The sequence below is a fragment of the Xanthomonas campestris pv. asclepiadis genome (genome assembly GCF_020784175.1).
In the GTDB taxonomy this organism is placed as follows: domain Bacteria; phylum Pseudomonadota; class Gammaproteobacteria; order Xanthomonadales; family Xanthomonadaceae; genus Xanthomonas; species Xanthomonas campestris_D.
On the sequence record NZ_JAJGQM010000019.1, the window covers coordinates 1 to 20,745 of the forward strand.

Sequence of the window (20,745 nt, forward strand, 5' to 3'; positions counted from 1 at the left end):
CTTCATGGAACCTCCTCGGGAAAGGGGACGAGAAAATTCCACTTCTGGCGTCAGCTAATGGGCGGGGGGATTACCCAGGCTTCGGTGCGCGGCGAGGGCTTGCCGCGCAGGCCCAGGTTGGCGAAGCCCAGGTTGGTCGAGTCGGACGCATTGTCGATCGAACGACCGCGCAAGCGCAGGTCGGATTCGACCTTGGTGCGCAGCACGCTGATGTCGGCGGTGAACTCGACGCGCTCGGTCATTTCCTGGCGGTAGCCGATACCCAGCGTGGCCTGCTGCAGGGTGCCGTCGATCACGAAGCCGCTGCCGAGGTTGTAATCCTTGGTGGCACGCTCGTAGCTGGCCAGCAGGTAGACCGGCTGGGCAATCTGCCAGGAACCGCGGATGTAGCCACCGTCGATATCGTCCGAATCGTCGTTGACGTTGATTTCGGTCCGGTTCCAGCCGCCTTCGACGTAGGAATAGCTCAGGCCTTCGGCCGATGCGGTAAACGGTGCGGCGGCCAGCAGGGCAGCCAGAATCAGGGTGTTACGCATTGGATGTCTCTCTCCGAATTGATGTCCGTGTCTCCGTCCCGTTGCGGGATGGAAAAGCGACGTCTCCCGTCGCGGCGCGTAAATTAACAGATCCTTCACAATCCTGGCTATGGGGGATTTCCCGACATGACGCAGTGTCCTGCCAGCCTTAGCGAATGCTCAGCAAGCGCGCCGATGTGCCCTGTTAGACTGCGCTGGCCGGTTCGCCGGTAATCACGAACGTCTTCAGGGCGGGGTGCGATTCCCCACCGGCGGTGTGCATGCGCAAGCGTGCGAGCCCGCGAGCGCTTGCGCATCGGAGTTAAGCGAATCCACGCGAAACTCCTGCTGCGCAAGGTCAGCAGATCCGGTGCGATGCCGGGGCCGACGGTATAGTCCGGATGAAAGAAGACGGCCAACGCGCAGCCTCGCGGCTGTGCGCGCGCCTGTTTGCCTTGTGGCGTTTTTCGCTCAACTCCTGCGAGAAACGACTATGTCCATGTGTCACCCGTCGCGCTGCGTCGCGATCTTCCACCGCACTGCGTCCGCTCCGTCATCACTGCAAACGGAGGTGCGCTGATGTTTACCGGAATCATTGAAGGCGTCGGCCATCTGGCAGCGCGCCAGCCGCAAGGCGGCGATGTGCGTTTCACCTTCGCCACCGGCAACCTGCCGTTCGACGCGGTGCAACTGGGCGAGAGCATCGCGGTCAACGGCGTGTGCCTGACCGTGATCGCCTTCGATGCGGGCAGCTTCCAGGCCGATGCCTCGACCGAAACCCTGTCGCTGACCACGTTGGGCGCCTTGCCGGAAGGCGCGTTGCTCAATCTGGAGCGTGCGATGCGCCCGACCGACCGTCTCGGCGGGCATCTGGTCAGCGGCCATGTCGATGGCCTGGGCCAGGTGCAGTCGGTGCATGGCGATGCACGGGCGCAGCGCTGGAGGTTTGCCGCCCCGTCGTCGGTATTGCGCTATGTCGCCAAGAAGGGCTCGATCTGCGTGGACGGAGTCAGCCTGACCGTCAACGAGGTGGACGAGGACGGCTTCGAAGTGGCGTTGATTCCGCACACGGTGGCCAACACTGCATTTGCGCGGACGGCGGTCGGCGCGGCAGTGAATCTGGAGATCGATCTGGTGGCGCGCTACGTCGAACGCCTGCTCGGCACGCGGGGTGCGGCATGAATTTCGCACCCGTTCCGGAATTGATCGAGGAACTGCGCGCGGGCCGCATGGTGGTCATCGTCGATGACGAGGACCGCGAGAACGAAGGCGACCTGATCATGGCGGCCGAGCTGGTCAAGCCGTCGGACATCAACTTCATGGTGACCCACGCGCGCGGGCTGGTGTGCCTGTCGCTGACCCGCGAGCGCTGCGCGCAGCTGGGCCTGGCGCCGATGGTGCGCAACAACACCGCGCAGTTCCAGACCAACTTCACCGTCAGCATCGAGGCGGCCGAGGGCGTGACCACCGGTATCTCCGCCTACGACCGCGCGCACACGGTACGCACCGCGGTGCGGCCGGATGCCAAGCCGCAGGACCTGAGCCAGCCGGGGCATATCTTCCCGCTGATCTCCCAGCCCGGCGGCGTGCTGACCCGCGCCGGTCACACCGAAGCGGCCAGCGACCTGCCGATGCTGGCCGGGCTGGAACCGGCCGGCGTGCTGGTGGAAGTGCTCAACCCAGACGGCAGCATGGCGCGGCGCCCGCAGCTGGAAGTGTTCGCGCGCGAGCACGGGCTGAAGATGGGTTCAATCGCCGATCTGATCGCCTATCGCCTGGCCAACGAGCACACCGTCGAGCGTGTGGACGAGCGCGAGATCAGCACCGAATTCGGCCCGTTCACGCTGGTGACCTATCGCGACCGCATCGCACACGACCTGCACTTTGCGCTGGTGCGCGGCATCGCCGATCCGGCCACGCCCACGCTGGTGCGCGTGCAGGTGGAAAACCCGCTGGCCGATCTGCTGCACTGGCAGCGCGATGACTTCGGCGTGGCGGCCACCGATGCGCTGCGTGCGATCGCCGCCGAGGGGCAGGGCGTGATGGTGGTGCTGTCGGCACCGCGCGACAGCGAATCCCTGTTGGCGCGGCTGCGCCAGCAACCGGAAGCGGCCACCAACGCCAAGGACGTCAGCCAGTGGCGACGCAATGGCGCCGGCGCACAGATCCTGGCCGAGCTGGGCCTGGGTAAGCTGCGCGTGCTGGGCACGCCGCGCCGTCAGGTGGGCCTGGCCGGATTCGGGCTGGAGGTGGTGGAATATCTGGAATGCCACGCTGGCGAAGGCATGCGTTCGGTGCCGGCTGCCGCGCTGCCCTGACGGAGGGCTGGCCGCCTGGAGTCGGCGCTCCGGCCGTTGCCGGACGCGCAGCAGGAACCGTGTCGGTCGAGCGGTTCCTGCAGTTGTTGCGCATCGACCACGCCATCTGCAGGCTGCGCCAGCCTGTGCCGCCCCTCCAAGTCGCGTTCGTCACACATGGCCGGGTCTGCTTCGGCACCTCTGGCCGTCACGCACCGGCCGGGCCAGGCCCCGGCAGCTGTTAAACTTGCCGCCCCCTCGAGTTGCCGACCCGCATGACCCACTACGAAGGCGATCTCCGCCCCACCTCCGCGCGCTTTGCGATCATCGCCAGCCGCTGGAATGCCCGCATCACCGACGCGCTGGTCACCGGTGCGCGCCAGAGCCTGGCCGGCAACGGCATCGGCGAGGACGCCATCGACGTGGTCCGCGTGCCGGGCGCCTGGGAAATTCCGATCGCGGCCAACCGCCTGGGACAATCCGGCCAGCATGCGGCGATCATCGCGCTGGGCTGCGTGATCCGCGGCGACACCCGCCACTACGAACACGTCGCCGACCTGTGCGCCGAAGGCCTGATGAGCGTGCAGTTGCAGACCGGCGTGCCGGTCCTCAACGGCGTGCTGGCGGTCGAGCGGGTGGAAGATGCCGAGGCGCGTGCCGGCGGCAGCCATGGCAACAAGGGCGAAGAATGCGCGCTTGCGGCATTGGAACTGGTCAATTTGATGGAGTTGTTGCCATGAGCAAGTCCGGTGGACATGCCCGCCACGTCCGTCGCGACGGCATCGACCCGGTGCTGCGTTCGCGCGCGCGTCGGCGTGCCTTGCAGGCGGTGTATGCCTGGCAGATTTCCGGCGGGTTCGCCAAGCAGGTGATCTCCCAGTTTGCGCATGAGCAGGCGCACGAAGTGGCCGATCTGGCCTATTTCGAAAGCCTGGTCGAAGGCGTACTGAGCAACCGCGCCGAGCTGGATACCGCGCTGACCCCGTACCTGGATCGCGGCGTGGAAGAAGTCGACGCGATCGAGCGCGCGGTGCTGCGCCTGGCGGCCTATGAGCTGCTGTATCGCCAGGACGTGCCGTACCGCGTGGTGATCAACGAAGCGATCGAAACCGCCAAACGTTTCGGCTCCGAGCACGGCCACACCTACGTCAACGGCGTGCTGGATCGCGCCTCGGTGGAGTGGCGCAAGGTGGAGTCGGGCGCCAGCGGCGCCTGAGGCGCCGCGGGAATGGGGAGTCGGGAATGGGGAATCGTAAGAGCACCATTTCCGATACTTCCCGACGCGCTTTTGCGATTCCCGATTCCCTTCTCCCGATTCCCGCCCCCATGCCCGAATTCGATCTAATTGCCCGCTTGCGCGCGCGCATTGCGGCGCGTGCGGATGTGCCGTTGGGCATTGGCGACGATGCGGCGTTGCTGCAGCCGCCGCCGGGCGAGCAGCTGGCGATCACTGCCGATACGCTCAATGCGGGCGTGCATTTTCCGCACGAGACGCGCGCCGAGGATCTGGGCTGGAAAACGCTGGCGGTCAATCTGTCCGATCTGGCCGCGATGGGTGCGCAACCGCGCTGGTGCACCTTGTCGCTGTCGTTGCCGCACGACGATGCCGAATGGGTCGACGCGTTTGCCGATGGATTCTTTGCACTGGCCGATGCGCATGACATTGCACTGGTCGGTGGCGACACCACACGCGGGCCGTTGTCGTGTGCAGTGACCGCGATCGGCAGCCTGCCGCCGGGTGCGGCGTTGTGTCGCGACGGTGCGCGCGTGGGCGACGATGTGTGGGTGACCGGTGCGCCGGGCGAGGCGGCCGCGGCCTTGTCGCTGTGGCAGGCCGGCCAGCTGGACGTGACCTGCGCGGCGGCCGATCCGCTGCACGAGCAGTGGCGCGGCCGCCTGCTGCGCCCGCAGCCGCGCGTGCAGGCCGGGCTGCGCCTGAGTGGGCTTGCGCATTCCTGTGTGGATGTCTCCGATGGCTTGCTGGCCGATCTGGGGCATCTGTGCGAACGCAGCGGCGTGGGCGCGCAGCTGGCGCTGACGGCGTTGCCGGCGATGCCGCGCAGCACCGGGATCAGTGCGCTGCAATGCGTCGGCTGGCAACTCGGCGGCGGCGACGACTACGAGCTGTGCTTCACCGCCGCCGTGCAACACCGCGAGGCGGTGGTACAGGCGATGGACTTCGCCGCAGTCGCGGTGACACGTATCGGCCAGATCGTCGCCACGCCGGGCGTGGTGGTCCACGACGCCGACGGCAACCCATGGCAGCCGCCGCAGCGCGGGTATCAGCACTTCGTGGGCTGAGCCGTTCGCGCGGGAGGCGTTGCGCGGGCCTGCTGCAGTGCAGCCAACGTCTGCGGGTCGGGATCGACCATACGATGGCGCCCGCCGGCTTGCACTTCAGCACGTGTCCGCGATTGCGGCGCCTACGCCCCCGCCCCCGCCTCCCGCCTCCCGCCTCCCGATTCCCGATTCCCGATTCCCGATTCCCGATTCCCGATTCCCGATTCCCGATTCCCGATTCCCGGCCCTTGAGCCATACCGTACCGTCTGGTACGTTCGCGACGTTCTCCCCCGAACCACGGATGCATGGCAGTTGCCGCTGGGCCATCCCGGCCCGGCCTTGCGTGGGAGAGAACCATGAACAAGCCTTGGATCGGAGGCATCGCCGCACTGGCGTTGCTGGTGGCATCGGCGTCGGCGGTGGCGGGCGCCTTCAGCAAGACCTACGAACGCATCCCCGGTTGGGACGGCGCGCCGATGGGCGCGCTGGTGCTGGTGCCTCAGGGGCAGGGCAGCGGGCCGTTTCCGCTGGTCGTGATGCCGGCCAGTTGGTCGCTGCCGAATCTGGAGTACCTGGGCCGCGCGACCCAACTGGCCAGCGATGGCTACGTGGTCGTCAGCTATACCTCGCGCGGGTTCTGGGATTCGGCCGGGCAGATCGATATCGCCGGCGCCGACACGGTGGAAGACGTCAGCGCGGTGATCGACTGGGCGCTGGCGCATACGCCGGCCAACCCGAATGCGATCGGTGCATCGGGCATCTCCTACGGCGCGGGCATCAGCCTGTTGGCAGCCGAGCGCGATCCGCGCATCAAGGCCGTGGCTGCGCTCAGCGGCTGGGCGGACCTGGAAGCGTCGCTATATTCCAATCGCACCGTCAGCCAGCAAGGCGTTGGACTCTTGGTCGGTGCCGGCGCGTTGACCGGCCGTCCCGGCCCGGATCTGGCGCAGATCAGCACACGGGTTGCCGTTGGTGATTACGACGGCGCAGTGCAGGGCTTCCTGCCGCAGGCCGCGTCGCGCAGCCCGGCGAGCGACGTGGCCGCGCTCAACGCGCGGGGCACCGCGGTGCTGTTGGGCAATGCCTTCAACGATGGCCTGTTTCCGCCGAACCAGACCATCGCGTTCTTCAACCAGCTGCGCGGGCCCAAGCAATTGCTGCTCAGCCAGGGCGATCACGCCACGGCAGAACTGCCGGGCGCGCTAGGCCTGCCCAACGAGGTCTATACGGCGACCACGCGCTGGTTCGATCGTCATCTCAAGCAAGTGCGTAACGGGGTGGATGCAGAAGCGCCGGTGCGGCTGTCGCCGCGCGCAGGACAATGGCTGGAATACCCGGACTGGGCGTCGGTGCAGCAGGGCAACACGCGCCTGGGGCTATCCGCACCGGCCGGGTTGCTCAGCCCCACCGGTGGCTTGATCGGCGGCACCGCCAGCGGATGGCAATCGCGCATCGCCACCGATGTGCCGACGTTGGCCGACTCGGGCGTGGTCCTGGTCAGTGGCCTGTTGCAAGGCATCGGTGTGCCGGTCACCACGTCGATTCCGTTGGTCAATCGCATCGGCGCGGCAGTGTGGGTGGGTGCGCCATCGAACACGCTACGGCGACTGGCCGGCAGTCCATCGCTGCGCGTGACCGTGGTACCCAGCCAATCGAAAGTAAGTCTGTTCGCCTATCTGTATCGCATGGATGCGCTAGGTGTGGCGCAACTGATCACGCATGCGCCGTACTCGCTACGCGGGGTCACGCCGGGCAGCGCAGTGACGCTGGATTGGCCGCTGCAAGCGGCGGCTGCGGAGATTCCGGCAGGGCAGCGCCTGGTGCTGGTGATCGACACGCACGACGCGCGCTATACCGATGCCAGCGATGGCGGCGGCACGGTGACGTTTACATCACCGGTGGCAACGCCCTCGGTATTGAACGTGCCGCTGCGGTAACGCTGCGCCGAGCTGACGGCGCGGTGAGTTGTCGGTCGCGTACATACGATCAGATGTACGCGCCGATCAATCGCCTTTTTCTTGAATGCGTAACGGCAACCCACCCGGACACGGCCAACCTGATCGGTGGGATGTCCTTTCGAGTGCCGGGATGTTTGCAGAGCGTCAGGGCTGCTGCCTGGCTGCAGGGCCCTTGCCCGCCCACCATCGCAGGACACGCCGCAAGTACGTCCATGTAGGCCCTAGCGCGGCATCCATGCCGCTTAAGGTCCCGCGACGGTGAGCGGGCAAGGACCAGTCGAAATGATCGGTATGCATGGTAAGAGCCGTGCTGATGCCTCGTTCGATCATGAAGCATCGGCTCCACGTGATGCACACCGTACGACAGACAGCTTTTCAAACAAGCGCCGACCAACTGTCTGGTGCGGTGTCCTGACCGGTTGCGGGACCGTGTGGCGGCATGGATGCCGCCACCGAGCCCCCAGGGATGGGTTCACGGCGTGTCCCGCAGGCGGTGAGGGCGCCGCGCACTCGACGCACCAGGTTTTTGATTCAAGCATCCGATCGCGGCCAAACAATCCCACCATTCCAGGTCTCGGCTGCTTTGTGCATTGTGTACTAAGGGCTTGGAAACCGCGGTTAGATCAGCGGTAGAGCAGTCGATCTGGCGCTTGGCTGCAGGGCCCTTGCCCGCCCACCATCGCGGGACACGCCGCAAGTACGTCCATTTAGGCTCTAGCGCGGCATCCATGCCGCTTAAGATCCCGCGACGGTGAGCGGGCAAGGACCAGTCGAGATGATCGGTGTGCGTGGTTGCAAGCAGTGCACGACGTACGTTGTTGGATCACTGCACGTCCGGCTAGCTTCGCAAAGAAAACATAGCAACTGCCAGCCTTTTAAGAAGTCAAGCTACAAAAACTTCTCAGCGGCCCAATGCAGGCCTGGCAATCGGTAAATTTTCAATCGACCACCGACCACCGACCACCGACCACCGACCACCGACCACCGACCACCAACCACCAACCACCAACCACCAACCACCAACCACCAACCACCAACCAACTTTCTGGTGCGGTGTACTTGCCGGTTGCGGGACCCTTGGCGGCATGGATGCTGCCGAGGAGCCTCCAGGGACGGATTTACGGCGTGTCCCGCAAGTGGTGAGCGTACCCCACCCTCGACTAACCGGGCTTTTGAACGCATTTATTAAACGAAGCCGTGACTCAGAATTTAGGTTGCTTTTATGTCTTCGTGTCTTGGAGATCCGGGTCGCGTGGATAGGTCAGCTATAGACTTGCACGTCCTGCAAGCGGCAAGGGCACCGCACCCTCGACCATGTTTTCATGCCGAGAATGTATGCGGTTCCGCCGCAAACGCCACTGCCAGTGCGCCCTTGCCGACGTTGACCATGCCGGTCAGGCTCATCACGCCTTCGAATAGTTCCACGTTGTGCGTCTGGCAGGCGTTCTGCAAGGCAGCGTAACCGGGCAGGGCATGCAACTCGGCCAGCTCGCCACCGTAGCCCACGCACACGGTCGGCGTCATCAAGCCCTCGCGGATCTTGCGCACGGCAAAGCCGAACAGCTTTTCCGCTGACGGCTCGAAGCCTTTCAACTTGGCGACCGGCTCGGTGACGCCGCGGTAGGCGCGCAGCACCGGCTTGATATCCAGCGCGCTACCGAGCGCGGCGCCGATCAGGCCCACGCTGCGATCGCCCTTGGTGCGTGCACGCGCACGCAGGTAGTAGAGATCGCGCGGAATCATGTAGCCGTAGGTGTGCTCGGCCAGTTGTTCGAGTCGGCTGCGAATTGCCGCCACGCCTTGACCCTGCTCGCGCAGGCGTACCGCTTCCACCGCAGTGATGCCCTGGCCGGCGAACAGGTTGAGTGTATCGATCACGCGCAGCGCAAACGGCGAAGTGTGGCCGGCGGCCTGCCGGATCGGCTTGTAATCGTTGAGGATCGCGAAGCTGGCCTGCATCGCGTTGTCGAAGATCTGGCTGCGCAGCTTGGAGATGGTCAGGCAGAACACATGGTCGTAGTCGATGACCAGCCGTTGCAAGAAAAGATTGCGAATTTGATTGACCGACAACGGCGTGGTTTCCGCTTCGTGCCCGCGCTCGGCCACATGCGCCTGCAGAAAGCTCAGCGTCGCTTCCTCATCGCGGTGATCGGCCAGCACCGCTTCGCCGATGCGTACGCTGATCGGCAAGACGATGACGTTGTTGCGTTGAATGAAGTCCTGCGGCAAATCGCAGGCACTGTCCACCACGATTCCGATGCGCATCGTCGCCCCCTCCGGCTGTTGCGTTATCTGTGCTTGCGAACGCTATCGCAAAACCGCGGAGGCGAGTAGGGCTGCTGATTGAAAGCTGGGTGACGTACGCCAAAGACCACCGGATGGAAGAATGACACCAGCAATCAGACAAGCTCGACGCGTGAGCATGGGCCTGCAGCAAGCAGCCGCGGGCGCGGTCAGAACGCAGATCACACCCATGTGGCTCTGCACCATTCGCGTGCACCGTGCCGTCATGCAGATGACCGATACATCCTGTCATGCCGCGATTTGCGTTGCGAACTGAGGATCGGCGCACGCTTCGGTTGCTGGGTAGCGCCCGCTATCGCAGATGACGAGCGAGGCCTGCCGCAATTGCTATAGCTCCCGTCACAACCCCGCTGCTAGGGTCCGACGCGACCGCTGCAAAGCGGCTTCTCGACGCTGCCGCACCGGCATCGCCGCGCTGAACCCACACGGAGAGAGTCAACATGCAAAACAGCCAATCCAGCATCCTCACTCAGACCAGCACACAGGCGCCTACTACGCGGCGGCGCGCATCGCGCTGGTGGAAGGCTGCACTCGCCGTGGGTCTGGTGGCCCTGGCGCCGGCAGCGCTGGCCGGTCCCTACAAGATCTTCGGCAACCACTACGCCTGGGTCAACAATTTCAACGATCCCAACAACATCATCCAGGGCACGTTCGGCACCGGCAGTACGCCCGAGCTGACCGTCACCTTCAACTTCGCCGACTACAATCTCTACGGCTACCCGGCGATCGTGCGGGGCTGGCATTACGACTGGAACCCGACCAGCGACACGCTGTTTCCGCGGCAGATTTCTTCCTTGAGCAAAATCCCGCTCAAGTTCACCTACAGCGCTGGTGGGACTAATCTCGCAGGCGATTTTGCCTACGACATCTTCTTCCGCTGGGATACCGCCAAGGGCAACCCGCAGCTGGAAGTGATGATCTGGGGCGACCACAACTCCTGGCCGATCGGCACACTGACTGCCAGCAAGGTGATCACCGCGGGCGGGCGCACCTTCGACCTGTGGGAGGGCTTCAACTCCGGTGCCGGCTATTACGTCTACACCTTCATCCCGACCGGCACCGCCGGGCAGGCCACGCTCAAGACCAGCGGCAGCCTCAACGTGGACGCCAAGCCCTTCCTCAACTGGTTGCAGACCAACCGGTCCAAGGATGGGCGCTACAACAACAGCATGTACCTGCACGCAGTCGAAGCCGGTTTCGAAGTGGTCCGCGGCAACGGCTGGGCCAAGGTGAGTGCGACGCTGGATGCGCAGTAAGTACAGCGTCCATCGGCCGCATGGCTGAGGGTGCAGTTGGCGTCGGAGACCGGCGTGCACGACAACGCACGCCGGTCTCAGCAGTGCTTGCGCGGCCTGCCAATCGTCGACGATTGCCGATCGCTTGAAAGTCAATGAGGTGGCGTGTGCGCGGCGCATGCATTGCATGCCTCGCGTACTGGATCAGGCCACGGTGACCGGTTCGCATGGATGACCACATCTGCGCCCCGTCAGTGCGTGGACGTTCGGAACACCGCGCGCCTGCGTCGTGGTGCCGGATGCGCAAGGGTCGGTCATCCACCGCGCGGTGTTGCGCCGTTGCGGTGGGGACCTGTATCCAACCATCCACCATCGGAGTCCACCCCACGCAAGTGCACGACGGTTTTCCTTCGCTGCTGTCTCTGCGCTGCGGCTTGCGCCCCGCACGCGTTCGGCCATCCGTTTCGCCGGATTGCAGGGCTGCTTACAGCGCCACCAGCTGGATACTGTCGAACACCACAGCGGGGCTGAGAAAGCCGTTGTCCGGCGATCCCGAGGCGATGCCGATCTCGATCCGGTTGCTGCCGGATTGCAGCGCGGATGCCGGGATATCCACCTCGTACAGCGTGTTGTTGCCGCGCCATGTGCCGCGGGTGATGCCGCGTGTCTTGGGCTGCGTGGGCGCGGCCGACACCGGGCCATTCCAACGCGCATTGACGCTGATCTGCGGCCGCGCGCTAACCTGGGTCAGCGGCACGAAGATGCGCAGACGGTAGCCGCGCACTTCGCTGGAGCCCAGGGTGAAGTCGATGCGGGTTGGGGTGTTGATACTGCGCCACTGCACCGCCGGAAAGCTGCCCGCACTGCTCGATCCAACCGTGTAGGTCACCGGTGTCCAGCTCATGCGTTTGTCGGACGGATGCGCGCGCGGTAGCAACTCCGCATGACGGAAACCGGCCGGCGTGCCATCGGCCGTGCCGATCTGCCACTTGAGCGTTCCCGGCAGGATAGTGGCTTGCAGTGCCGCCTGCGCGGTCGCATTGGCGTGGATATCTACATCGCGTTGCGCGACTTCCAGTTCGTTCTGGTAGAGCGTCATGCGGTAGCGCCCCGGACGCACGCCGGCCATCTGGTAATCGCCGCTGCCGTTGGCCGTGGCCCAGTATTCGGCCTGGTCGTTGCGCAGGCCGATCACCGCAGGCTGGCCGGACAGCACGCCACTGACCCGGCCGCCCAGTGCGCCGCGTCCGTCGCTGGCGAGATAACCACTCAAGCCCAGCGTTGCATCGACGAAAGCGGTGTCGAGCTGCGCGCTGGAGGGCGTTCCTCCATCGGTGAACAGCAGCCCGTACACCCCATGCAGGCCACCGCGGAATGCTTCGGTCTGGGTGTGATCGGAATACATGTAGTTGTAGAGCTCATGCGTCACGCGGGTTTTCTGCGTGGCAATGTCCTTGAAGAACGGCCCGCCGGAACTGCGCTCGCGGTTGCCCATCAGCATGAACACCGCCACGCCCGAACCGCTGACGCCGTGCACCTTGTCGTCCATCATGCGGCGCGCCGAATAGAACTTGGAACTGGTGCGTCCGTCCGGCAGCAGGAACACGTCCTCGCCTTCCACCGGGCTGCCGACATTGGAGTCGGGTTCCTGCTGCGCATTCGGCAACTTGGCAACGTTCAAGCGGGCGACAAAGCGCAGCTCGCCGATCGGCAGCAAGGTCGGTGCATAGGTGGCCATGTAGATCGCGTTGCGGCCCTTGCGCGCGATGTAGTACTGGCTCAGGTCGCCGGCCTTGGCCGAAACCACGATCGCCCCGCCCACCACGCGCGCCTCGACGCTGGCGCTGCCCAGGCCGGAGGAGATATGCGAGCCCTTCGACTCGGTGGTCTGCAGCTCGTTGTCGCGATAGCGCATCGACACGATGTCGCCGTTGTTGGCGTTGATCGAAAACACCAGCTCGGCGCCGGTATCGACAACGACACGGTTGCCGCTGCGGGTGACGCCAAATGCGGCGATGGCCGGCGCGCTGGCGCCGCCGTACAGGAACAGGGCGCACGCCAGGATGCGCAGGATAGTGCGGGGCATGTCTATCTCCACGCCGAGGTAGGGCGTCGCTACGGTGCCGACGCGCGATGCTAGGCTGGCTGGACAACGGCGGCGATGGCCGGACCCGCAGAGCGTGCAGCGCGTACAGGATTCAATGCTGAAACGCAGTGCAGTTCACGCTCCGTCTGGGATGCGGATACCTGCGGGAAGAAGCCAGGACATTGCGATGTGGCAGCCGGGCACTGCGATCTTGTGGATCAGCGCGACTGCGGCTGTCGGCGCAAGCGTCAGCGCAGGGCATCGCGCGCCGAGGCAATGGCCGTCATCCACTGCTCGCGTTTGCCGATCACGAAACGGTGCTCGCCGCCCTCATGCAGCTGCACCGCCAGCGATGTCGGCGCCACCGGCAGCAGGCCGAACAAGCGTGTCCAGCGGAGTTGCATTGTTGCGATCTGGGTCAGGTGCACGGTCAGCGACCGGGTCTGTATGTTGTAGGGATGCGGCTGGAAATGCAGCGCATCGGCGGTCAGGATCAGCCGCCCGCCGACCGCTTCCAGACCGCGTAGCAGATTGGCCGGCGCCTGGCGCAACACGACGCGATCGATCGAGCGCAAGCCGCCGCCTTGAAACAGCGAGCTCACTGCGACGCAGCGGCGGCGCAGGCACGCCGTTGCTGCCGCTGCAGAGACAGGACGCCAATGCTGTCGATCAGTGCCGATGAGGAGACGGAAAACATGCGCTAGGCCCGAAGGAGTCCATCAATGCGGCGTATGCCGCCGGGAAGACGCAGCGACACGGCATGACGCCACATCGCCGATGTAAGCCACGCCGCCGCCGACCAGATACATCAGCAGATCGTGCAGGGTGGCGGTGTTGCCGAGCGCGATGTAGGCCGCGCTGCCCGGGCGCAGCCCGAGCCGGTCGGCCAGGTGCATCGCCTGCAGCCCTTCGATCAGGCATCCGATCGCGACCGCCAGCACGCTCGCCCGGCGGGGCGATAACGCAAGCACACCGCGCAACCCGCAATACACCAGGATCACCGCCAGCACATCGCCCAGGCTGCCGCGCACCCAGGGCCCGCCAAGTGTGCCCGCGCCGATCGCCACTTCGATGACAAGCACGGCGAGTGCGATCAGCAGATAGACGCTGCGCACACCCGATGGCATGCGTGTCATTGCGCGAACAGCGCGTCGCCGGGGCCGACATGAGCGACCGCCTTGACCTGCGGCACGCGATCGGGCGTATTCCGTTGTTGCTCCCGGTCCACATCGGAGGTCACCGGAAGGCTTGCGCCGAAGTCCTGCGCGGTATTGCGGCTGGGCGAGGCGGCAACCGACTGGCCTTGCCCGTCGACCCAGCCCGACTGGGCGAATGCCCCGAGTGGAAGCAGCGCCAGCGATGACATCAGGATGCATAACACGCGCATGGGCAATCCTTGGCAGACGATGCCGCCGGCACGGTGCCGGCGAGCAGGGCATGCAGTGTGCCAGCGCATCCGGCAACGGCGGCTGTCGCAATGTGGCGGTATCGCCACTGCGGCGCGCGCAAAGGCGCGCCGCATACGCTCACTTCAGATAAGCACGCGGCAACGCGCCGGCCGGTTGCATGTAACGCTCGCGCAGCTCGGTCTGGCGTGAGCGCATCGGCATGTCGCGACCGCCCAGCCACACCTGCTCGGCATAGTGGGCGACATCCAGCGGGTCGCCTTCCCACAGCACCAGGTCGGCCTGCTTGCCGACCGCAATGCTGCCGATGCGATCGGCCACGCCGAAGATCTCTGCCGGCACCCGGGTCAGGCCAGCCAGGCCGGCTTCCCACGGCAAGCCGTTGGCCACCGCATTGCCGGCCAGTTGGCGCTGTTTGCGCGCGTTGTGCGAGGCATCGCCGCTCTGGGCAAAGCTCACCTCCACGCCGGCCGCGCGCAGGCGTGCGGCGTTTTCCAGCGTCGCACCGATCTGGTCGAAGGTGGACGGCAGGTCCGCCAGCGCGTCCACCAGCACCGGCACGTTGGCTTGCGCCAGTTGCGGCGCGAGCTTCCAGGCCTCGGTGCCGCCGGCAATGGCGATGCGTACCTTTTCGCGCTGCGCCCAACGCAGCAGCTGGCGGATGTCTGCGGCGCGCTCCACCTGCACCACGATGCGGCCTTGCCCGGCCAGGTATTTGGCCAGCACGCTGCGGCCGACCGGAGTCAGCAGCGCGTGCGGCGAATCGGCCGGCACGCGTCCGCGCGCCTCGGCCACCAGTTGGTCGAGCAGCATCCATTGCGCGGCACGCGAGCTGCCGGTGAGATCGGATGCCGCCGCGCCGATGCGGATGAACAAGGCATGCGGGCCGAGCGGGTCCGGGCTGCCGTCCAGCCGTACGACGCCGCCTTGCCCGGCGATGAAGGCACCGCTGGTGGTCGCGCCCAATGCAGTGAAGCCGATGCCTTCCACGCGCGCCACCGGCACCAGCACCGAGTCGGGGTTGTAGGCCAGGGTGACGTCGAATTCCGGGCGCATCGGTTGGTCGCTCAGTTTGACGCCGCTGTCCACGGTGCTGTCTTCGCCGGAGACTTCTTCGATGCCGATCTCGGTGATGCCGCCGAACAAGGCCGGCGTCAGCGGACGGCCCTTAGCCTCGACCACGCGGCCGTCGGTGGGCACGGCCAGATTGCTGCCGATCGCGCGGATCACGCCGCCCTGCACCAGCACATCGGTATTGCGCAGCGTGCCTTGTGCGGTGGCGGTATGCACGGTCGCGCCACGGATCAGCACCTGCTGGCCGAATGCGGGCAATGCCAATGCTGCCAAGACCACTGCGGAGATCGCGCGCAGACGCGGGCGAACGAAGGTTGCGCGGCTCATCGTGCCACCTCCTGGCCGAGCATGAAGTCCGACACCGGCTGCAAGCGGCGATCGTGGCGGTCGTAGACCTGCGCGCCGTCGATGTAGACCTGTTCGGCCAGCGCGTAGGAGCTGAAGGGATTGCCGTTCCACACCACCACATCGCCCATCTTGCCCGGCTCCAGTGCGCCGGTCTGCTGCTCGATGCCCAGCGCCTTGGCCGCGTTGCTGGTGAGCCAGCGGATCGCACGTTCGGGTGGGATATCCATGCCGCTGCGGCGCGCGTTGGCGAGCACCTTGGCCGCTTCCTGATTCAGGCGCTGGATGCCTTCTTCCGAATCCGAATGCACGATGGCGCAGCTGTTGGCCGGGCGGTCGACCAGCGCGATGTTTTCCTGGATGCCGTCAAAGGCTTCCATCTTGAAGCCCCACCAGTCGGCCCACAGCGCGCCGCAGACATTGTCCTGCGCCAGCCGGTCGGCCAGCTTGTAGGCTTCCACGCCGTGGTGGAAGGCAGCGATGTGGAAGCCGAATTCCTTGGACAGGTCCAGCATGGTCGCCATCTCGTCGGCGCGGTAGCAGTGGATATGCACGCGGATGTCGCCGTTGAGCGCGCCGGCCAACGTATCGAGCTTGAGATCGCGCTTGCCGCCGGCATCGCCGCTGCTGTCGTTGTCGCCGCCGCGGCTCCACCAATGGCGCTTCTTTTCGGCCTTCTTCTTGGGTGCGTTCTTCTGCAGATACTCGGCCGCATCGATGAAGGCGGCGCGGTAGCCGGCCACGTTGCCCATGCGGGTGGCAGGGCCACCTTTTTCGCCGTACACGCGCTTGGGGTTCTCGCCGCAGGCCATTTTCAGGCCCCAGGGCGCACCGGGAAACTTCATGCCCTGGTAGGTGGTGGAGGCCACGTTCTTGAGGGTGACGCCGCGCCCGCCGATCAGATTGGCCGAGCCCGGCAGGATCTGCAGCGAGGTGACGCCGCCGGCCAGGGCGGTGCCGAAGCCGGGATCCTGCGGCCAGATCGAATGCTCGGCCCACACGTTCGGGGTGACCGGTGCGGTCATCTCGTTGCCATCGCTATGCGCGCTGACGCCGGGGCTGGGATACACGCCCAGATGCGAGTGCACATCGATGATGCCGGGGGTGACCCACTTGCCGGTGCCGTCGATGCGGCGCACATCGGCCGGCGCCTCCAGCCCGCGCCCAACCGCGGCCACCTTGCCGTCGCGCAGCAGTACGTCGGCGTCGTCCAGCCGCTGGCCAGTGCCGGTGAGCACCGTGGCGTGCTGGATCAGCACCGGAGCGGACGCAAGCGCGTGGTAGGTGCTGGGGTAGGGGTCTTGCACGAAACGCGATGCCGCAGACGCAGGCCCGCACAGCAGCGCCGCGCCAAGGGCGGCGAACAGGATGGAACGCATGGATTTCCCCGGTGTAACGAAAACGTCAGCCGCAAACCTAGCCGGCGGCGGCGTGCTTGCCAAGTGCTGCATTGCCGGTGGCGGCGGCCTCATCACATGCGCATGGGCATGCTATGCCGTATTCGTCAGGGGACACGTCGATGATCGTCAAATCAGAACGCAACAAACAGGCCGATGTGGTGCTGGCTTTCTGGGAGCTGGCCGGCTCGGCCCGCTGGTTCACCCACAACGATGCGTTCGATGCCAACTTCCGCCAGCATTTCAGCGAACAGCACTTTGCGGCGGCGCGTGGCGAGTATGCGCACTGGATGGAACGCGCGGAGGATGCATTGGCCTTGCTGATCCTGCTCGACCAATTCCCGCGCAACGCATTCCGCGGCAGCGCGCATGCCTACGCCACCGACGGCCTGGCGCTGTCCTGCGCGCGGCAGGCGCTCGCCAGCGGCTTCGATCAGCAGGTCTCGGCGCAGTTGCGGCTGTTTTTCTATCTGCCGTTCGAGCATGCTGAAGACCTGCAGGAGCAGGCGCGTTCGGTGCAGCTGATCACCGCGTTGGACGATGCAGAAACCACGCGCTGGGCGGTGGAGCACCAGCAGATCATCCAGCGCTTCGGACGCTTCCCGCATCGCAATGCGGTGCTGGGGCGTGAAACCACCGCCGAAGAGCAGCGGTTTCTCGACGACGGTGGATTTGCCGGCTGAGGGATGGCGGCGGTTGTGGCCTGCGCGCTTGCACGCCGCTGCGGCCTTTCCGCACTGCGCACTTGCGTCTGGGCAGGCGGATCGGTTGATGACTCACCTGCGCGCGATGTAGACCGCTGATCGATATCGTGCGGTCACGCCGTTATATCAATGGCTTCGCGCCGCCGATGCGCGGATGACTTGCACGAGGACGAGCAGCGTTTTTTCTGGATCCCGCCGGTCATGCAGCGCGATGGCAGATACCGATTCGGCATCGGTCATCGCGCTAAGGCTGATCAACAGCCGCCCATCAAGCTTTCCGAACGCCAGTTGGTGCCTTCGCCCAGCAGCAGATAGAAGCCGTAGCTCTCGTAGCCGCTTTCCGACAGCACGAAGTCGAGCGTGCCGTTGCCGTCGATATCGCCAAACTGCAGCAGATGCGTGCGCAATGGCAGGTCTTCGCAATCGTCGCAGCCGCTGGCCGTGCTGCCCTTGCGGAACTGCCAGCGGCTGCCGTCGTGTTCGAATATCGCAAGCACCACGAGGACGCCGGTCGGGTTGTCCGGGTTTCCGGTCCTGGTCGGGTGATTGGATGTCAGCACGGCCACGCGTCGCTGCGGCTGCCGGGTGTCGGTAAAGACCTGCAGCGCCGCCAGATCCTGCGCACGATCGGCAGTGAATGCCGTCAACGCCTGGGCCAGCGCCGCAGGCTTGACGCTCTTGCGCAGCTGCGCGGTCTCGCCAACCTGGCGCAACAGCTCGGTCTGTTCGGCAGCGGTGGCATTGCGGGTCGCAAAGCGCTTGCCGGGATTGAGATCCACCGTCGCCAACAACGGCGAATTGGACAGCGTGCCGGTGCCCTTCAGGCGCAGTTTTGCCGTGCCGCCGCACATGCTGTTGTCGTCGATGCTCAGCGACGCAAGCCGCACGTTGCCGGTGGACACGCCCGCATTGAAGACCTGCAGCGGCTGGCTCAGCAGCGACCTGGGCATGCTGGACTCCTTCGCTACGCCGCTGCCTAGCCACACCGGAATGTATTCCAGCGGGTCTTCGGTCGGCTGGCTGTCGTAGGTCTGTACCAGCATGACCGCGCGCGCCGGTTCGGCGGCCTGTGTGGCCAGCGGCAACAGCGCGGCCAGTGCAAGAGAGAGCAGGCGAGTGTGCATTGCAGCGAAGTCCTTGTGAGTGGCGATCCATGAAAAAACGGACGCTCCGTGGAGCGCCCGTTTCGGGGTGTGCAATGTAGCAAACGCGGCTTAAAACCCTGGCGGCCGATTCCGGCGGGCCATCGTTGGGTGCGGATGGCGTGCAGGAACTGCAGTGTCTGCACGCTGCATGCAGATGATTGACACCGGCCGTGCCCTCCTGGCGTTCCGCCGTCTGGCCTCAGTACTTGGGCACGCCGTTGTCCACTTCGTCCGACCAGGCGTCGATGCCGCCGGTGACGTTGTAGACGTTGCTGAAGCCCAGGCCGCGGAAGTGCTCGGCCGCCTGCAGGCTGCGCCCGCCGCGGTGGCACAGGAACGCCAGCGGGGTGTCCTTGGGCAACTGCTCGATGGCGGCGCGCTCGTGCGCATCCAGCGTGCGGAACGGCGCGGCAACCGTGGCCAGGGCGCGTTCGTCGGCCGGGCGCACGTCCACCAGGGTCAGCGTACCGGCCTTCAGGCGGTCGTCGGCATCGCGCACCGACAACTCTTGCACCGGCTTGGGCGCATTGGGATTGTCGATGGCCAGGCCACGACCACGGATGTCGTCCACCCAGTCGATGGTGATGCCGTCGGCGCGGCGGGCGCTGGCCAGATCGAACTGCACGCGCAGGCCGTTGGACTCGGCGGCGATGGCGTTCGGGTTGGTCGGTGCCAGCTGGAAGTTGGGCTGGAAGTTGGCATCGATGGACAGCGTCAGCGAGGCATCCGGCGCATCGGCCAGCGCACCCTTGAGCATCTCGACCGCAGCCGGGGTGATGGTGATCTTGGGCGGAGTCCGGTCTGGCGCCTGCAGGCCGAGCATGCTGCTCAACTCGCCGCTGTCGGCCATCTGCAGGATGATGTCGCTGCCGCCGATCAACTCGCCGTCCACATACAGCTGCGGAATGGTCGGCCAGTCGCCGTAGGCCTTGATGCCTTCGCGGATCTCCTGGTCAGCCAGCACGTTGACGTGGGCATAGTCGATGCCAAGGCCGTCCAGCACGCCGACCGCCTTGGCCGAAAAACCGCACTGCGGCATGCCGGGCTGGCCTTTCATGAAGAGCACCACGCGGCTGGATTGCAGCAGCGTATCGATGCGGGAACGCAGGGCGGGATCGAGGGACATGGCAGCACTTCGGTCAGATCGTGGAGTCCGGGCATTCTACGCCGCATGGCATCATGCGGCATGACCACGCTTCAAACGCTGTATCGCATCCCCTCGCACCCTTACCGCTGGGTCGGCCTGCTGGCCCTCTCGCAGGCAGCGGTGGCGCTGCTGTGGTGGCATCTGGGCTGGGTCTGGGGCGTGCCGGCGTTGCTGGTGTCGCATGCGGCGTTCGTGGTGCCGGTGTTCCTGCCGCGCGCGCGTCTGTACGCGCCGGTGCTGGCGCGCCTGCCGGGCCGCGCCCCGCAGGTATGGCTGACCATCGACGACGGCCCCTCCGACGACACCCCGGCGATGCTGGAGCTGCTGGACGCCTTCGACGCCAAGGCCACCTTCTTCGTGGTCGGCGCACGCGCCGAGCAGCGGCCTGAACTGGTGCGCGAGATCGTGCGTCGCGGGCACGGCATCGGCAACCACAGCCATACCCATCCGCAGGCCTGGTTCTGGGCGCTGGGACCGCATCGCATGGCGCAGGAAATCGGTCAGGCGCAGCGCGTGCTGGCCACCATCACCGGGCAGGCGCCACGGCTGTACCGCTCGGTGGTGGGCATGACCAATCCCTTCGTCGCCTCGCCGCTGCGTGCGCACGGACTGACCCGCGTGGCCTGGAGCGCGCGCGGTTTCGACGGGGTGCGTTGCGAGCCGGAGACCACCGTGGCCCGCATCGTGCGCGACCTGCGCCCCGGCGCCATCGTGCTGCTGCACGAAGGCGCCGCGCACGGCCACAACCTGACCATCCTGCGCGGCGTGCTGGAAGCGATGCGCGCGCGCGGCCTGACGGGGCGGCGTCCGGACTGAGGTCTGCGGACAGCGTTGGCGATGACGTGGAGCGA

The 20,745-nt window shown here is 65.9% G+C and carries 18 protein-coding genes, 1 pseudogene and 1 riboswitch; of the genes and pseudogenes, 9 read left to right on the forward strand and 10 right to left on the reverse strand.

The genetic code is table 11. The features are described from left to right. Positions 1 to 71: 71 nt before the first annotated feature. Positions 72 to 536 (reverse strand): annotated as a pseudogene (locus LL972_RS10600) (hypothetical protein); the annotation flags it as partial. Positions 537 to 753: 217 nt separating this feature from the next. Next, positions 754 to 932: riboswitch (FMN riboswitch) on the forward strand. Positions 933 to 1,094: 162 nt separating this feature from the next. Between LL972_RS10600 and LL972_RS10605 the strand changes: the two are divergent. From LL972_RS10605 to LL972_RS10630, 6 genes are all read left to right on the forward strand, one after another. Further along, positions 1,095 to 1,697 carry a riboflavin synthase gene (locus LL972_RS10605; RefSeq protein WP_228327569.1) on the forward strand — a complete coding sequence of 201 codons (603 nt, stop codon included), beginning with the start codon at positions 1,095 to 1,097 and terminating at the stop codon, positions 1,695 to 1,697. After that, positions 1,694 to 2,833 carry a 3,4-dihydroxy-2-butanone-4-phosphate synthase gene (ribB, locus tag LL972_RS10610; protein WP_228327570.1) on the forward strand — a complete coding sequence of 380 codons (1,140 nt, stop codon included), beginning with the start codon at positions 1,694 to 1,696 and terminating at the stop codon, positions 2,831 to 2,833. The genes LL972_RS10605 and ribB overlap by 4 nt, the downstream gene beginning before the upstream one ends. Before the next feature lie 254 nt (positions 2,834 to 3,087). Then, a complete protein-coding gene (gene ribH, locus LL972_RS10615; protein WP_228327571.1) occupies positions 3,088 to 3,552 on the forward strand; it encodes a 6,7-dimethyl-8-ribityllumazine synthase in 465 nt (154 codons plus the stop codon). After that, a complete protein-coding gene (gene nusB, locus LL972_RS10620; protein ID WP_228327572.1) occupies positions 3,549 to 4,028 on the forward strand; it encodes a transcription antitermination factor NusB in 480 nt (159 codons plus the stop codon). The genes ribH and nusB overlap by 4 nt, the downstream gene beginning before the upstream one ends. Before the next feature lie 110 nt (positions 4,029 to 4,138). Next, entirely contained in the window at positions 4,139 to 5,113 is a 975-nt protein-coding gene (gene thiL, locus LL972_RS10625) for a thiamine-phosphate kinase (protein ID WP_228327573.1), read from the forward strand. Between the two features lie 336 nt (positions 5,114 to 5,449). Continuing rightward, the gene (locus LL972_RS10630; protein WP_228327574.1) at positions 5,450 to 7,030 is read left to right on the forward strand and encodes a CocE/NonD family hydrolase; all 1,581 of its coding nucleotides are present in this window, start codon (positions 5,450 to 5,452) and stop codon (positions 7,028 to 7,030) included. A 1,341-nt stretch (positions 7,031 to 8,371) separates the two neighbouring features. Here LL972_RS10630 and LL972_RS10635 read toward each other — a convergent pair. After that, on the reverse strand, positions 8,372 to 9,316 hold the full coding sequence (locus LL972_RS10635) for a DegV family protein (RefSeq protein WP_228327575.1): 945 nt from the start codon (positions 9,314 to 9,316) through the stop codon (positions 8,372 to 8,374). Positions 9,317 to 9,795: 479 nt separating this feature from the next. Here LL972_RS10635 and LL972_RS10640 point away from each other — a divergent pair, with 479 nt between their 5' ends. Then, positions 9,796 to 10,611, forward strand: a complete 816-nt coding sequence (locus LL972_RS10640) for a GH12 family glycosyl hydrolase domain-containing protein (protein WP_228327576.1) — start codon at positions 9,796 to 9,798, stop codon at positions 10,609 to 10,611. Positions 10,612 to 11,074: 463 nt separating this feature from the next. Here the strand turns inward: LL972_RS10640 and LL972_RS10645 are convergent, their stop codons facing one another. From LL972_RS10645 to LL972_RS10670, 6 genes are all read right to left on the reverse strand, one after another. Beyond that, complete coding sequence (locus LL972_RS10645; RefSeq protein ID WP_228327577.1) at positions 11,075 to 12,676, reverse strand: rhamnogalacturonan lyase B N-terminal domain-containing protein; 1,602 nt, start codon at positions 12,674 to 12,676, stop codon at positions 11,075 to 11,077. A 248-nt stretch (positions 12,677 to 12,924) separates the two neighbouring features. Further along, a complete protein-coding gene (locus LL972_RS10650) occupies positions 12,925 to 13,251 on the reverse strand; it encodes a hypothetical protein (protein WP_228327618.1) in 327 nt (108 codons plus the stop codon). Between the two features lie 144 nt (positions 13,252 to 13,395). Then, entirely contained in the window at positions 13,396 to 13,812 is a 417-nt protein-coding gene (locus LL972_RS10655; protein ID WP_228327578.1) for a DUF2809 domain-containing protein, read from the reverse strand. Next, a complete protein-coding gene (locus tag LL972_RS10660; protein ID WP_228327579.1) occupies positions 13,809 to 14,063 on the reverse strand; it encodes a hypothetical protein in 255 nt (84 codons plus the stop codon). The genes LL972_RS10655 and LL972_RS10660 overlap by 4 nt, the downstream gene beginning before the upstream one ends. A 139-nt stretch (positions 14,064 to 14,202) precedes the next feature. Next, on the reverse strand, positions 14,203 to 15,483 hold the full coding sequence (locus LL972_RS10665; protein WP_228327580.1) for an amidohydrolase family protein: 1,281 nt from the start codon (positions 15,481 to 15,483) through the stop codon (positions 14,203 to 14,205). Continuing rightward, complete coding sequence (locus tag LL972_RS10670; RefSeq protein WP_228327581.1) at positions 15,480 to 16,880, reverse strand: amidohydrolase; 1,401 nt, start codon at positions 16,878 to 16,880, stop codon at positions 15,480 to 15,482. The genes LL972_RS10665 and LL972_RS10670 overlap by 4 nt, the downstream gene beginning before the upstream one ends. Positions 16,881 to 17,020: 140 nt before the next feature. Between LL972_RS10670 and LL972_RS10675 the strand changes: the two genes are divergently transcribed. Next, positions 17,021 to 17,581 (forward strand): DUF924 family protein, encoded by a 561-nt coding sequence (locus LL972_RS10675; RefSeq protein WP_228327582.1) that lies wholly within the window; start codon positions 17,021 to 17,023, stop codon positions 17,579 to 17,581. Positions 17,582 to 17,856: 275 nt separating this feature from the next. On the opposite strand, the gene LL972_RS10680 is transcribed toward LL972_RS10675, so the two are convergent. Continuing rightward, positions 17,857 to 18,726 (reverse strand): hypothetical protein, encoded by an 870-nt coding sequence (locus LL972_RS10680; RefSeq protein WP_228327583.1) that lies wholly within the window; start codon positions 18,724 to 18,726, stop codon positions 17,857 to 17,859. 220 nt (positions 18,727 to 18,946) lie between these two features. Then, complete coding sequence (grxD, locus tag LL972_RS10685; RefSeq protein ID WP_228327584.1) at positions 18,947 to 19,873, reverse strand: Grx4 family monothiol glutaredoxin; 927 nt, start codon at positions 19,871 to 19,873, stop codon at positions 18,947 to 18,949. 45 nt (positions 19,874 to 19,918) lie between these two features. Here grxD and LL972_RS10690 point away from each other — a divergent pair, with 45 nt between their 5' ends. Then, the gene (locus LL972_RS10690; RefSeq protein WP_228327585.1) at positions 19,919 to 20,710 is read left to right on the forward strand and encodes a polysaccharide deacetylase family protein; all 792 of its coding nucleotides are present in this window, start codon (positions 19,919 to 19,921) and stop codon (positions 20,708 to 20,710) included. The last annotated feature ends 35 nt before the right edge of the window (positions 20,711 to 20,745 follow it).